Source organism: Bacillus sp. EB106-07-01-XG149, assembly GCF_058791555.1.
The window spans coordinates 748,867-762,765 of the sequence record NZ_JBYTDP010000001.1 but is presented as its reverse complement, the minus strand read 5'-3'; the positions used below and the strand labels follow the sequence as shown (position 1 = coordinate 762,765).

Genomic DNA, 13,899 nt, shown 5'->3' with positions numbered 1-13,899 from the left:
GGTGATTGGGCAAAATAAAAACCCTCTAGAAAATATTTTTCAGAGGGTCTTCATCTTATCTTAGTATGCTTCTAAAAACTCAGTAACTTGCTCTTCAGTTTTTGCGTTAGCACTATGTAAGTGGCCTAGCTTCTCGCTATTTTGATATACAAGTAAACTTGGAATACCCATTACTTGATACTCTTCAGCGATACTTGGGAACTCATCTTTATTAATAGAATACCATTCAAACTTATTGAACTCTTCCATTACATCTCCGATAAAGTTGTCCATACGCACACAATCAGGGCACCATGTAGTAAAGAACTTAACAACTACTGGCTCCTCACTTGCGATGATGTCTTTGAATTCCTGTTCAGATTTGATTTCTTTCATGTTTTGTTTCTCCTTTTTCACTATCAATATTTTTGGTTGTTTAGTTGGTGTATTTGCTGTGAAATGAAAACTTCTAACGAAATTCTAACGAGAGTTTTCTTTCTGAATAATTCGTTTGCAAATTGATCCACCGCAGTTTCTTGAAGTCCTGGTACAACATGGAAAAAATTGTCCAATGTGATACCTACTCTGTTAAGTCCTAAACGTTCGCTAATGATCTTCGGATGTATACCTTAGAAACTAGAAACGAATATTAGGAACCTCACTTTTCTTTATAAGCTTTTTCATGAGCTGTGTCAAACTTATGAATTGTAAGGTTACTATTTTAAGTAGGGTAAATCAAATTGTATTCATGATAGCCATTGCTATAAAGTTCTTTTCTCACATATTTTTATGAGATGTTTATGAAGCGCCTATAATATAATGTCGGATAAAACAAGCAATCTCTTTCCGGCACTTAGAGAAGGTAAATGGTGGATGATCATTACTCATAAATTTTATGAGTGAATTAAACAACAAGCAGGAAATTCAAAAAAAGATGTAGGGGGTGCATATATGAATTTAGAGGAATCGTTATAAGAACTTATTCGTGAAGTTGTGAGAGAAGAGATTAGGGCGGCGTTATCTGAGTACCAGCAATAATCACAACCAAATAAAGAAATGTGGGTGAAAGAAGCGTGACTAACAAGGGGGATGTAGATGCGGTAGAAAAAGATTATTATATTATTCTTTCAGAGGGGGAATTAGGATGTTGAAATGGGTAAAGAAACTGTTTTCAAAAAACGCCCACCTTGCATTGTTTGTGAGAAACAATGCAAGGTGAGCTTCACTTAAAAGAAACGAATTGGATTTTTGAAAATTGTGCCCAAATTACGCATGAACAAGGTATTGAAATAGATACCTATACCCTTTTACACCTTATTCCATAAATAAGAAAGCTGGTGGGCTTCTGATTCAAGAGCTATTAAATGATCATTATTAATAGAGTTATTCGTATACATTCTGTTCTTTTGGATGTTAAGGACAGTATAATTCACATCGTTATATTCATTTGAAAATGTTGATTCATTTAATAATGTTAGTGTTGAGTTGATGTTATATTTATCAATTCGCTCTTTCTTTCCTTTGAAAAATAGTTTAATAAGATGCGGGTCATCATTAATGAGCAAACCGAGTTCAGGTGATGAGCGGACGATTAAATTATCTGATAACCAATGCGATTTACCTGGATCAAACCAAGAGACGTCTTTGTTTTTAATAAATTTTTTGTACTGCTTTATAACATCAATGTAGTTTTGCTTTTTCTTCTGATCAACAGTTTGTACTAATGTTTCAAAACATTCAAAAGGTAGTTCGTTTTTATGAAATTTAATAACAGTTTCTCGTAATTGTTTCCAGTAATCAAAAACCGGGTGATATTCAGGTTGAGATTTTAAATTCTTTACAAAATTTGTTTTAGCAGTACTACTTTTCAGTGTGAAGTCTAAAAATTGTGTAAGTCCCACTTTAATTTCCGCCATGTTACACCCCCTTTCCAAACATTACTAATTCGATATTGGAAAGGGAAATCCTGCATTTTTAAGTAGGTGAACTAGATGTTAGAAAAAACGATGTTCATACACATGGAAGTTGAGGGAGAGTAATACTAAAATTTCATTTGCTTTTTTACTGTAATAAATAAATTCATTTGAATAGAAGTGAAAAATAGAGGTTTGCCTTAGTCATTTATGAAAGTCGAGAATATTTATAACCATAGGAGTAAATATACAGGTCCGATTTTTGTAATGATGGAGGGAATTGATGTGGACATAACTCAAAGCATGGCAAGAATAGTGGTTAATGGGAAGGATCTTCCGTTTAATTCAGTTAGAACTTCTGTATGGAATCAAGGGCCTGTAAATGATTTAATTGTTTCAACAAATCAGAGAGTCGAGGAGTTTTATCAATTTATGTGGTCACAAGTGCCAGTCACGCTTGCGATGTATTTTCTTCAGGGTGCGGACTTAATGAGGTTTGCCAGAATTATTGGAATTAATCAAAGTGTAACGGGGGAATATATATATCATTTCTCTTGGGGATAAAACGAATGTAAAGTAGCTTAACAGTTGCTTTTTTATTTTGTAGAAAGAAAGTGGGGATTTTAATACCTTACAAATGTATAGTCATTAAAAAAGAAGTAGCAATATGTATAAAAATAATACAGAATTACGCTCAATATATGAGCATGATTACTTAGAAAATTTGCTTTTATAAAGCAACCTAATAAAAGAGGGAAAACGAAGAGATAATTTGAATTTTTAACAGGTAGATGTGGGATTGAATAAGATGAAAGTAATTACTTAATGTTGGGATAGGTTATAAATGGAGAACCAACTAAAAGAAATATTTGGTGCATTGATAGCAGCTATAGGTACAATAACTGCCGCTATTGGAAGTACACCTTTTTATTTTATAAGCAGTAATGTAAGGAAAGATTTGAGTGTATACGGGAACGTATTACAAGCAGTTGGAAATGCTTTAGAGGCTGATGGTCAAGGGGAAATATCTCTTGAAAAAATCGGGAATGAAATTCAATCAATTGGTAATGTAACTGTAATATCTGGATTGGTTATTGAGTTTAAAGATGAAACAAAAATTAAATTAGTGATTGCTGGGAATTGGACACAGGCTTTAGGAGGACTTACAGCATTAGCAGATGAATTTGAGGATACTTCAGATAAAGATGAATCTTTAAATATAGTAGGAAACTTAATGCAAGCTACAGGGAATTCATTGCAAGCAATTGGAGGTATTTATGAACTGAAAACTAATAGAGAAGAGAGACAGTATGGTAAAGAAAATCGATTAAATGATATTAAAAAAAATTCAAACATTCAAGTGAACAGCGAACCGAATGAAAAAAATAAAGAAGGACAACTTATAGAAATAACAGGAAGTTGGATACAAGCCGTAGGTTCCGTAATTTCATTAATTGGACAAATACGTGAAGAAAGTGAGGAGTTGGAAGGGAGCGATTGATAGACTAGCTTAAAAAATTAAAATGTAACTATTTTCTAAAATGACAATGAGTAATGTTTACCTTGTTTTTGATGAACTATTTTTATATGAAAATCATATAATATATTGGAGGACAAGCAACCAGCTTATAATCTATTAAATACTCAAAGAGCTTACCTTTTATATATCTTCGCATTTACTGATCTAGATGCTCTTTTTTATTAAACAAAACACCCATTTGGATAGGAGGTTATTAATGGGGATGACATTAGAAGAATTAGAAAAGTGTTATAATAAAGCCTTTATTGAGGGAGCAGAGTACGTAGCTGTTCAGATTGAAATGGATGGATTTCATAGTGATGAAGTAATTATTAACGACAAATACAGTATAGATTCTAAATTAAAGTATTATAAGAAAACATACAATGAAAATTTAGAACATAGATGGATTCCAGGGATTCGTATTGTAGGTTTTGCATATGGCTATTCGTTCTCAGAAATTCTATATGAATTAGGGTTGCTAGTGAAGTAATGATTAAACAAATAGCAATTATTTTACACGATGCCGTGATTTTAGTGGCGTCTTTTTTATTGTGAAGGAAAGATATAAATAAAAAAGAGAGCCTAAGCTCTCTTTTGAATAGATACCTAACGTTTATGCACAGATTGGAATTCCTAATGCTATTAAGGTCAATGCTACTTGAAGAGAAAGTTCTAATCTAGCAATTTCGATTCCAGCGACTGAGACCACTAAAAGAGGTTGTCCATTAACGAACAAAACACAACTTTCCATACTTACGCCTCCTTTCGAGTAATCTAATATAGTATATGAATAAAAATTTAATACGTAATAGTCAGATTATAGAATTTAATAGAATTGATAATTTAACCTATGGTATAAAAAATTCAAGTAGACTAACAGCCGATTTATTAACACCATATATGAAGGGCAAGAATATATTAGGAGTATATAAAAACGTAGGAGTGGTAAATATGTTCTTTGCAAAGTTATGCGGTAGGAATGAAGTTCCATCAGTAGAAACAGATGCTCGAGGAGAGGCTTTCTTTAAATTAAGCCTGGACAAGCTTAGCTTAAAATTCAAATTAGATTTATTCGATATAGAGGATGTAGTTGTTGCCCATCTGCATCTTGGATCAAAAGGAACGAACGGTCCTGTTGTAGCTTTTTTATTTGGACCTATAACAAATCCAGTTTCAATAGAGTGTGCAACCCTCACAGGAATGATTACTCAAGATGATTTGGTCGGGCCGTTAGCCGGTCAAACATTAGGTACTCTTGTAAATGAAATCATATCTGGAAACATATATATTAATGTTCATACCGTACAACATCCTAATGGTGAAATTCGTGGACAATTGAAGTATTGTTAATGAATAAAAGTAGTGAAAAATAAAGCATCCGTTTAGGGTGTTTTTATTTTGTGAAGGTTGTATAGAGAAGTAATCTATTTTTAGTAATCTTGAACATTCATTTCTAAAATTTTGAAAGTGGTCGAATTTAAAAAATAGTTATCAGAAACTTGTTAATGAAATGCTCCTCCAAAAATTAAATTAGTATTAGTAGATGAACCTTGTAAATGACATATGCAAGTGTAACAGATAATAAAAATTCTTTAAACTTAATCAAAGCTAATAGATTAATTCTCCACACCCACTGAAATAAAAATCATAACATAAATTGTAATTACTTTTAAGGAAGTGAGATGAAAATAATGTTTTATTCATATTTTACTACCCAAGCAGGTATACGACCAGCGTATGGTACATCAATAACGTTTAGCGGAGCACAAAGTACGGTTCAAGCTGTTCAACAAGCGTTACAAATGCAACAACAAATGCAAATGCAGCAACAAGGTATCCAGCCGTATTATTCATCTATGGAGTATTTTTACCCAGTGCATCAAATCACACCGTATGGAAGTTCTTTTCTTACTATCCCATATGGAACTGTATTTAATCTATAAATTGAAAGTTTAATCAGTAGGGGGCAGGTATCCCAAACCGATTATTAGTCCTCGCCAATTGGACATATACGGACGATCCGGCTCCTACCTACCTTTCTTGCATGTTCCGAAATTTTTTTGGGCGTCTTATTACCCGCAAATGGAGAGGGGTATATGTAAGCGCCAAATAGTCCTCACCTACAATTTGTAATTAACCGATGAGATAATCTCCGTACATACTACAAGTGTTTTTTTTGATGAGAAGATACCGATTAAAGAAAAAGTGAGAATTATCTTATCATGACAAATGATGGTTAGTGGCTCTGTATGCAAGGATATATGAACATTTATTTACGCGGACCAGATCGAGATGTAACAACGAAGTCCTATCTGCGGGTATATCGTACAGGATGATTGTCCTATAACTATCAACCTACAAAAAGCAGGAGAACATCTGAATAGTTTTTTTACTGGTTTTGAAAGATATTTACAGCCATAATATCTAGTATTTTGTTTATAATTGTAAATAGTTATTGAAATGTGTAAATGTTATTTTTTTATTAATAAAAAAAATAGGAAAAATAATGCAACTTTTTAATTTGTTTATTCGTGTTATATATGAAAGGAGGAGGGGGATGGAGATTGAAGAAATATATAAGGTTTATATAAACGATGTGTACCGGTATTTATTTTCCCTTTCTCGTAGCCATCACGTAGCAGAGGACTTGATGCAAGAGACTTTTTATCGAGCGTATCTTTATTTAGAAGACTATGAAAATCAAAAGGTAAAATCATGGCTTTTTAAAGTGGCATATCATACTTTTATTGATTTTGTTAGGAAAGAAAATAAAGTAACTTTTGTAGGAACGGAGGAATTAGAGACGATACAAGCGGGGGAATCTACAGAAGAGTATGTAGTCGCAAAAAATAGTTATGAAAAGTTGATTCAGATTATTCATACTTTACCGGTGGTAGAGGCACAAGCTATTTTATTATGTGACGTACATCAATTAACGTACGAAGAGGGTGCTTCTGTACTAGATTTAAAGTTAAATACGTATAAAAGTCACATATTTCGTGGGAGAAAGAGATTAAAAGAATTGTTAAAGGAGGAAAAGAGTCAAAATGACAAATGATAAACCTCATTCTGAACAAGATGATTATAAAGAATTGTTACAAGAAGCTCTTCATCAAAGACCGGCTGCCCTTCCTGATGGAAAACAAGAGCAAGTGTTGAAAATAGGTAAAAAAAGAGCGCGTATTACGAATGTTTTAATTGTATTTACTTTTTTATTACTTATTCAACCTATTTTATATATATCAACACTCTTATATTATACATTGGCACCTACAAACGCAATGGAGATACGGAATGTAGTGAATCAAACGTTAAGTGTAACAGAACCAAATGTATTTTTGAAAGATAGGGACATGGAGCAAACATTGTTACCACTTAGTTTGCAATTGCATTTTGATTTATATAAAAGGGTAGGGAAGAAAGATATTCGAATAGGAGAAGAGAAAACAGATTATGTATTTAGTAGAGCAACGAAAGTAAGCCGTGAATATACAACAGATGAGAAAATTCCAGAAATCCCGTATATAGATAACGAAGTATTATCTCATCCTAATAATTATAATGCGTCCTATAATAGTGGTGAAGAAGCGCAGGTATTAAAGGGTCTTCCGCAAGAATCTGTTGTAGAAGCATTTGTATCTTTTAGAGAATTATTAAGTGTACAAGAGGTAACAAATATGTTTCCTACTATTGATATCGTTTGGTATGCCGTTAATACAGGATTAGAGGAGAAGCAAATGAATGATGAGGGGATGTATGTAGCCCCGATTGGCTTCCCAGCAGATATGATTTCAAGGCCAAGTGGTGCTTTTGAAAGTGATTCACCTCATGAGGAACAATTTATTGATATTTTAAAGTCATTACAGAAGCATGAAAATTTAGCAGTGAAGCTATCTAGAGCAAAAGTATTAGAGTTGTCAAAGCGTATTTCTTTCCTTGAAAAAAATGGGGTAAAAACATACGGGATGGTTGTAACTGGGCCTAAAGTAGAAGTTGAAAAATTGATGAGCCACGAAAAAGTTAGAAAATTGAAAGTAGGTGAAGCGAGGTTATGGAATTGGCATTCTTAAAAAAAAGAAAGAATCGTATTTATAAACAGGAAACGTGGATGGGGACTCTTTCATTAATTATTGCCTTTTTAGCGTTATTGTATTTAAACATTATATTGCTTATTCAAGAAACATTTATAGGTAAAGGTTTTTTACAAATAGTTGGTATTGGAGTGGTGTGCTCAGTCGTAGGTATGATCACAAAAAGCAAAAGTCGAAAATATGCATTGTGGGCATGTAGTTTATTTGTTTTTATGCTGCTGTTTGCTATATTTGGATTTATGTTAGGTTGGATGGTAAGCTTTGGGCCATAAATATGTGGGAAAGAGCGAATGTAGATTCGCTCTTTTTTGTAATGAAAGTAAAATAGATGTATCGTGCAATCCATTAAATTTGAATGGATTGCACGATACATCTAGGTTGTGTTTTTATTAATATGTTTTCCTCTCAAGTGTATATAAATAGGCGACAAGTATAGTGCTAAAACAATAGCTCGTCCAAACATTGCGAATCCCTCTTACATAATATGTAGTAATAAGCATGAAAGGGGAACTAGTATGTCTTGCTATTACTACTGTAAGTATTGTAAAGAGTATAAAAAGAAACAGCATGATTGTTGTAAGAGCACGAGTAAGTGTAATGACAACGAGGAGAAGCTTGTTAGGGCATCTGCATTTAGAGCTAGAAATACGGTGAATCAAACGGTTCCTGCCAATACTTTTGTAAAGGTATTGTTCCAAAATGAACAATTTGATTTAGCAAATGAGTATAATCCAGTAACGTCTATTTTTATACCGAAGACTAGGGGAGTTTACTCTATTATTGGAACGATTGGTTTCTTTCCAAACGATCCTAGCTTAAATTATAGAGCTCGTGTAGAAATTCGTGTAAATGGAAACGCAGCAATAGCTATAGATAATGACTTTTTCGGCCCAATAGGTTTTGGAAATGTAGTAAGTGTCTCGACGATTATTCAATTGAATGAAGGAGATCAAGTTGAGGTTTATGCACAAAGTAGCATAGACGGAGTTTTAAGTCCTTCAGAAGACGGCTCACATTTTGAAGCTGCAAGATTCCCTTCTCCAATTAAATAAAGTCGAGTAAACAAAAGAGAAAGAATAATCCTCACCCAAATGGTGGGGATATTTTATTTTATTGAAAATAGTAACAGTTTGTCCAAGCTATTCTAATCTATATTGCATAGTATGTAATAATAAATTTAAAGGGGGACTTACTACGTCTTATTATTACTGTAAGTATTGTAAAGATTACAAAAAGAAAAGTCACGATTGCTTTAGAAAAAATAGTCAATGTGATAGAAAGTATGTACAAGTGAATTGTTGTGATGATAAGAAAGAAAAGCTTGTAAGGGCGTCTGCATTTAGAGCTGTTAATACAATGAATCAACCTGTTCCGGAAAATACTTCAGTTAAAGTATTATTTCAAAATGAACAGTTTGATTTAGCGAATGAATATAATGCAGCAACATCTATTTTTATTCCGAAGACTAAAGGGGTATATAGTGTATTAGGGAATATAACATTCTCTCCAAATGATTTTAATGTAAATTACAGAGCTAGAGTTGAAATTCGTGTGAATGGAAATCTAGCAATAGCAATTGATAATGATTTCTTTGGGACCGGTGTATTTTTTAACAATGATGTTTCAGTAACGTCTATTCTTCAATTAGAAGCAGGGGATTCAGTTGAAGTTTTTGCTGAGAGTAGTGTTGCTGGAGTAATTGTTCAAAATGTTAATGGTTTGAATACGGTTCATTTTGAAGCTGCAAGATTTCCTTCTCCAATAAAATAACGAAGAGAATATATTACTTTTCAGTAGGTTTAGTTAATCCCCTTTACCAAATGGTGGGGGATTATTATTGTTTTTCTAAAATATATAAGTAAATAGGTTAAATATAGTTTGTTTCAGGAGAATTTCACATGCTAGGATGTAAGGTTGAAAGTGCTAGCTTATTATGAGTATTAGATATTCTGCAGGTAATAAAAAGCGTACAACGAAACGAGTAACATGGTTGTGAAAGTTCTTAGGCATTACATTTGCTAGTCGTCTTATGGAATAGAAAAGACATCTTATTTTATAAATACATAAAAGGCCGTATAATTACGGGCTTTTTCTTTACTATATAGAAATTACATATTTAACATAGGTTTGTGTAGGTATTGCTATTGTATGGAAAGGAAAAACATTAAGACGATTACACTATATAAAAATAAAATAAATCCTAAGATGAGTAGTATTGGATACAACTTGAACATATCTGACCTCCTTGAGTATATAAAGAATTTTAATACATTTATGGTCAATTTAGAAGGGAAATATATTAGATGAAAGATGATTGAATGAATACACTAATTTAACAGTGTAGTGAATGTATAATAAATAAAGGAGTATTGTTGATTACACATTGATTAAATTGTTTATAAGCAGCAGGTAGGTTGATTGCCTGTGAAATATAAAAGTAAGCAGGTTTATGTGTACAGAATGAGAGATAAATAAAAAAAGAGCATACATAAAAAGTACGCTCTAAAGAAAGATAGGTTTTATGAGTGGATAATCTCCATACGATAATATATGCTCGACTAATAAAAACGTGTAAAAAATCAATAGATTATCAATGGAATAACATAAAATGAGTAATTTTGGTCTATTCCCGAAGTCGCGGAGCTAACCAAATTGTAAGGATTGTGAATAGAATGGATTAACAACTGGATAATGATCGTACTTCAGTTTCGTATTTCTTATAGTTTGGATATTGCGTAATAGTTTGACACTTAGGTGTGGAAAGTTGATTTATTATAGAAACATTTGTAATTACCTCGTTACAAGGACCGAAAAATGTGATTTTTAGTTTTGAGTTTGGTGGAACTTTGACCACGATAGGTTTTTTTTCCATGAAATCAGCTCCTAAGACGCAGTATTGTATACTGCGTTTTTTGTTTAGATGATAAAGGCGTATTAATATATAATATGAAATTTTTAGTTGAGTTGATAATGATATGGAGTTTAATGGTGTAATTAGATTATGAGGAATTAGTAGAAACTTAATTAAAAGATCATATATTTTGAAAAAAATATAGATTCTCCTTATTTATATTATAGATAGCTAGTATTAGGCATAAGAGGCTTTCAATAAGACAAGCTTTGAATATGATATTAAAAAGGAGATGAATTGTATTGGGGTATATTATCGATATTTCAAAATGGAATGGAACTATTTATTGGGATATTGCAGCATCTCAGCTAGATTTAGTTATTGCTAGAGTTCAAGATGGCTCGAATACAGTAGATTTTATGTATCAAAATTATGTGAATGAAATGAAGAAACGCAGTATTCCATTTGGTAATTATGCATTTTGTCGCTTTATATCTATTGCTGATGCAAGGAAAGAGGCACAAGATTTTTGGAGTCGTGGCGATAAATCTGCTAAGTTTTGGGTGGTGGACATAGAAATTCAAACGATGATGGATATGCAAGGGGGGACACAAGCGTTTATAGATGAATTATGCTGTTTAGGTGCGAAAAAAGTAGGGCTATACGTGGGGCATCACACGTATGTATCATTTGGAGCACGTAATATTGAAGTTGATTTTGTATGGATTCCTCGTTATGGAGGAAATAAGCCAGCATATCCGTGTGATATTTGGCAATATACTGATGCGGGAAATGTTCCTGGTATTGGGAAATGTGATTTAAATCAATTAATAGGAAATAAGTCGCTTTCTTGGTTTATAGGTTCGGATCAAGTAAATCAACCTATTCAATTTAACAAAAAGAATACACAGCAATCAAATGGTATTGGTATTGCAGTTTCAAAATATCCTGATGGATATGGCATAAACGTATATGAAAATCCTGCGAATCCTCAGTTTACAGGTACAATCACTCAAAAAAATCCATATTTAATCTTACATGGTTATTGGGAAGACGCAGATAAAGATATGATTTGCTTAGGCAATGATAAACAGTGGGTATATGTAAAACATTTTGATGTGAAATGGTTTTATGCAGTTTCAAAATATCCTGTTGGGTATCGAGTAAATTATTATGCAGAGCCTGAATGTATAAATTATAAAGGAAATATTGATGGATCAAAATCTTTTCGTGTGTGGGGCAGAGCGAAAAATGCGGTAGATATCGGGCAAAATAATTGGATACTGGAAGAACATTTAAATATTAAGTACCTATAAGTAAATAAATGTTTTAGGAATACGTAAAGGGTCATCTTACTAATACATAGTAAGATGACCCTTTACGTATTGAAAAAAGGACACGATACATAGTTTATTCAAATGAAATGAATTACATGTGGAAAACACATTGTTAACACAAGTATATTGTATAGTTATTCTTATATAATAATAAAAGTGAGGTATTTTGAATTGAAAAAGAAAAAGTTATTTTTAGGAACAATTATTTCATGCGTAGTACTGGCATTATCGGCATGCGGTTCCTCAGACAACGTAGTAACATCAAAAGTAGGAAATGTTACAGAGAAAGAGTTAAGTAAAGAATTAAGACAAAAATATGGGGAAAGTACTTTATACCAAATGGTGTTAAGTAAGGCGTTACTAGATAAATATAAAGTTTCAGATGAGGAAGCAAAAAAACAAGTAGAAGAAGCAAAAGATAAAATGGGTGACAACTTCAAAGCGACTTTAGAGCAAGTTGGATTGAAAAATGAAGATGAATTAAAAGAAAAAATGAAGCCGGAAATCGCATTTGAGAAAGCGATTAAAGCGACTGTCACAGAAAAAGATGTAAAAGATAACTATAAACCAGAGATTAAGGTAAGTCATATTTTAGTGAAAGATGAAAAGACTGCTAAAGAAGTGAAAGAGAAAGTAAATAATGGTGAAGATTTTGCAGCTTTAGCGAAGCAATACTCAGAGGATCCTGGTTCAAAAGAACAAGGCGGAGAAATAACTGGTTTTGCTCCGGGGCAAACGGTGAAAGAATTTGAGGAAGCTGCATATAAATTAGATGCAGGACAAGTAAGTGAGCCAGTAAAAACAACTCACGGTTACCATATTATTAAAGTGACAGATAAAAAAGAATTGAAGCCATTTGATGAAGTAAAAGATCAAATTCGTAAAGATTTAGAACAGCAAAGACTACAAGATACGACTGGAAAATGGAAACAACAAGTAGTCAATGATTTACTGAAAGATGCTGATATTAAAGTGAACGATAAAGACTTTAAAAATACATTTGAATTTCTAGAAAAGAAATAATGACTGTAATTAGAAAAGGGAACCTTTATAGGTTCCCTTTTCTAGTTAGTGTGTGAGTTATAAATAGATAGTAAGACAATATAATATTACATTTAAATATTAAGAATTACAATGGAAAATTATAGGTTTTTTCGAATGGGGAAAATAAGCACTTCATAGAATGTTGATATTATAATGTTTTAATTGATTAATTTGATTGAAGTGAATAAACATAATTTGAAGAATCATACATCATATATAAGCAAAGAAGAGCCTGATATGGCTCTCAGGCTCTTCTCTCAATAGCAAAGAATAAGTCTTTTAATTATTCTTCTACTATAGAATACACTAAAAATGTCTATTTGTGTAGAAAAATGTCGAAAAATTTATATATCATATTACAAGTACAGAATATATGAAAATACTTTTTGAATAGGAAAAGAAGAGGGTCTTCCTAAAAATATGTTTGCTTCATTATCGTTAGTAAATTTAGATTATGCCCATTTGTGTGTAATTGATTTAAAAGAAGGGGGACTGGGATGTAGCGAACATAAACAATTGAAATATGTTGAACGAATGAAAGGAATATCGGTGTATGTATATAGTATGGCACTGAACGTGATGGAGAAGGGGCAAGGGCATGGAAGGTATAAGAAACAACGTGCAACAAGAATATTTCTCATACGAAAGGAAAGGCCTGGTATTTCATTATGAAATAGCCATAAACAAATTTGAACTAACTAATCTAAAAAACTCATAAAATCATCGGTGATACATACAATAGTATTAAAAAATAGTGAGGTTATAGGAAGTGAAAAGCAGAGCATTCTACTAAAAAAAGATGTTCTTTTTAGTATGAAATTTTTAGGATAAATAAAGAATGCTTTTAAACGAATTACTTAATAGATAAATATATTATGTAGGAGGAGAAAATATGAAAGTAATTTTTCAAAGAGAAGGCGGAGGGAAGGTTTTTGAATCGCATGATGAAGATATAAGTAACTTATTAGCTATTTTAAAAGAAACGAAAGGGGTTAAGATTGGGATGGTTGACTATGAAGTATTAAAATACGAATTAGAGTATTTTCGTAACCCAAAAAAAGCAGTAACGGAGAGGGAATTATATATAATAGTACAACCAAAATATATGTAGTAAGGGGAGATTATGTATTCTTAAACAGTATGTACGAAAAGAGAGTGTTTA

18 protein-coding genes and 1 pseudogene are annotated in these 13,899 nt (G+C 32.2%); 14 read left to right on the top strand and 5 right to left on the bottom strand.

The window, feature by feature from the left end; genetic code table 11:
- Nucleotides 1-60: 60 nt before the first annotated feature.
- The 3 genes and pseudogenes from AC3WTA_RS03870 to AC3WTA_RS03860 all read right to left on the bottom strand — a co-directional run bounded on the left by AC3WTA_RS03870 (nt 61) and on the right by AC3WTA_RS03860 (nt 1,895).
- Nucleotides 61-375 (bottom strand): thioredoxin family protein, encoded by a 315-nt coding sequence (locus tag AC3WTA_RS03870; RefSeq protein ID WP_000658778.1) that lies wholly within the window; start codon nt 373-375, stop codon nt 61-63.
- Between the two features lie 86 nt (nt 376-461).
- A pseudogene (locus AC3WTA_RS03865) lies at nt 462-770 on the bottom strand (site-specific integrase); the annotation flags it as partial.
- 516 nt (nt 771-1,286) lie between these two features.
- Complete coding sequence (locus AC3WTA_RS03860; RefSeq protein ID WP_000807977.1) at nt 1,287-1,895, bottom strand: hypothetical protein; 609 nt, start codon at nt 1,893-1,895, stop codon at nt 1,287-1,289.
- 207 nt (nt 1,896-2,102) lie between these two features.
- On the opposite strand from AC3WTA_RS03860, the gene AC3WTA_RS03855 reads away from it, so the two are divergent.
- From AC3WTA_RS03855 to AC3WTA_RS03845, 3 genes are all read left to right on the top strand, one after another.
- Nucleotides 2,103-2,456, top strand: a complete 354-nt coding sequence (locus AC3WTA_RS03855) for a hypothetical protein (RefSeq protein WP_000862002.1) — start codon at nt 2,103-2,105, stop codon at nt 2,454-2,456.
- A 280-nt stretch (nt 2,457-2,736) separates the two neighbouring features.
- Entirely contained in the window at nt 2,737-3,393 is a 657-nt protein-coding gene (locus tag AC3WTA_RS03850) for a DUF6944 family repetitive protein (protein ID WP_000431331.1), read from the top strand.
- Nucleotides 3,394-3,628: 235 nt separating this feature from the next.
- Nucleotides 3,629-3,904, top strand: a complete 276-nt coding sequence (locus tag AC3WTA_RS03845) for a hypothetical protein (RefSeq protein WP_000525902.1) — start codon at nt 3,629-3,631, stop codon at nt 3,902-3,904.
- Nucleotides 3,905-4,027: 123 nt separating this feature from the next.
- Here the strand turns inward: AC3WTA_RS03845 and AC3WTA_RS03840 are convergent, their stop codons facing one another.
- Nucleotides 4,028-4,165: a DUF3956 family protein gene (locus AC3WTA_RS03840; protein ID WP_000443219.1), complete on the bottom strand. Its 138-nt coding sequence runs from the start codon at nt 4,163-4,165 to the stop codon at nt 4,028-4,030.
- Nucleotides 4,166-4,365: 200 nt separating this feature from the next.
- On the opposite strand from AC3WTA_RS03840, the gene AC3WTA_RS03835 reads away from it, so the two are divergent.
- The 7 genes from AC3WTA_RS03835 (at nt 4,366) to AC3WTA_RS03805 (ending at nt 9,275) form a co-directional block, all read left to right on the top strand.
- Entirely contained in the window at nt 4,366-4,764 is a 399-nt protein-coding gene (locus AC3WTA_RS03835; RefSeq protein ID WP_000464529.1) for a CHRD domain-containing protein, read from the top strand.
- Nucleotides 4,765-5,105: 341 nt separating this feature from the next.
- A complete protein-coding gene (locus tag AC3WTA_RS03830; protein ID WP_000500106.1) occupies nt 5,106-5,357 on the top strand; it encodes a DUF3947 family protein in 252 nt (83 codons plus the stop codon).
- 614 nt (nt 5,358-5,971) lie between these two features.
- Nucleotides 5,972-6,472, top strand: a complete 501-nt coding sequence (locus AC3WTA_RS03825; RefSeq protein WP_000401928.1) for a sigma-70 family RNA polymerase sigma factor — start codon at nt 5,972-5,974, stop codon at nt 6,470-6,472.
- On the top strand, nt 6,462-7,484 hold the full coding sequence (locus AC3WTA_RS03820; protein WP_000180313.1) for an anti-sigma factor: 1,023 nt from the start codon (nt 6,462-6,464) through the stop codon (nt 7,482-7,484). Before AC3WTA_RS03825 ends, AC3WTA_RS03820 begins: the two co-directional genes overlap by 11 nt.
- The gene (locus tag AC3WTA_RS03815) at nt 7,466-7,777 is read left to right on the top strand and encodes a hypothetical protein (RefSeq protein ID WP_000417675.1); all 312 of its coding nucleotides are present in this window, start codon (nt 7,466-7,468) and stop codon (nt 7,775-7,777) included. The genes AC3WTA_RS03820 and AC3WTA_RS03815 overlap by 19 nt, the downstream gene beginning before the upstream one ends.
- Nucleotides 7,778-8,020: 243 nt before the next feature.
- Nucleotides 8,021-8,557 (top strand): C1q-like domain-containing protein, encoded by a 537-nt coding sequence (locus AC3WTA_RS03810; protein ID WP_001278094.1) that lies wholly within the window; start codon nt 8,021-8,023, stop codon nt 8,555-8,557.
- Nucleotides 8,558-8,663: 106 nt separating this feature from the next.
- Entirely contained in the window at nt 8,664-9,275 is a 612-nt protein-coding gene (locus AC3WTA_RS03805) for a hypothetical protein (protein ID WP_050552152.1), read from the top strand.
- 907 nt (nt 9,276-10,182) lie between these two features.
- Here AC3WTA_RS03805 and AC3WTA_RS03800 read toward each other — a convergent pair.
- Nucleotides 10,183-10,377 (bottom strand): hypothetical protein, encoded by a 195-nt coding sequence (locus tag AC3WTA_RS03800; RefSeq protein WP_000412573.1) that lies wholly within the window; start codon nt 10,375-10,377, stop codon nt 10,183-10,185.
- A 281-nt stretch (nt 10,378-10,658) separates the two neighbouring features.
- Here AC3WTA_RS03800 and AC3WTA_RS03795 point away from each other — a divergent pair, with 281 nt between their 5' ends.
- The 4 genes from AC3WTA_RS03795 to AC3WTA_RS03780 all read left to right on the top strand — a co-directional run bounded on the left by AC3WTA_RS03795 (nt 10,659) and on the right by AC3WTA_RS03780 (nt 13,848).
- On the top strand, nt 10,659-11,672 hold the full coding sequence (locus tag AC3WTA_RS03795; RefSeq protein WP_000540547.1) for a glycoside hydrolase family 25 protein: 1,014 nt from the start codon (nt 10,659-10,661) through the stop codon (nt 11,670-11,672).
- Between the two features lie 192 nt (nt 11,673-11,864).
- Nucleotides 11,865-12,716, top strand: coding sequence for a peptidylprolyl isomerase PrsA (locus AC3WTA_RS03790; RefSeq protein ID WP_000727485.1), 852 nt, complete (start codon nt 11,865-11,867; stop codon nt 12,714-12,716).
- Between the two features lie 441 nt (nt 12,717-13,157).
- Nucleotides 13,158-13,409 carry a hypothetical protein gene (locus tag AC3WTA_RS03785; RefSeq protein ID WP_002096635.1) on the top strand — a complete coding sequence of 84 codons (252 nt, stop codon included), beginning with the start codon at nt 13,158-13,160 and terminating at the stop codon, nt 13,407-13,409.
- Between the two features lie 220 nt (nt 13,410-13,629).
- Nucleotides 13,630-13,848 (top strand): hypothetical protein, encoded by a 219-nt coding sequence (locus AC3WTA_RS03780; RefSeq protein WP_000864294.1) that lies wholly within the window; start codon nt 13,630-13,632, stop codon nt 13,846-13,848.
- The last annotated feature ends 51 nt before the right edge of the window (nt 13,849-13,899 follow it).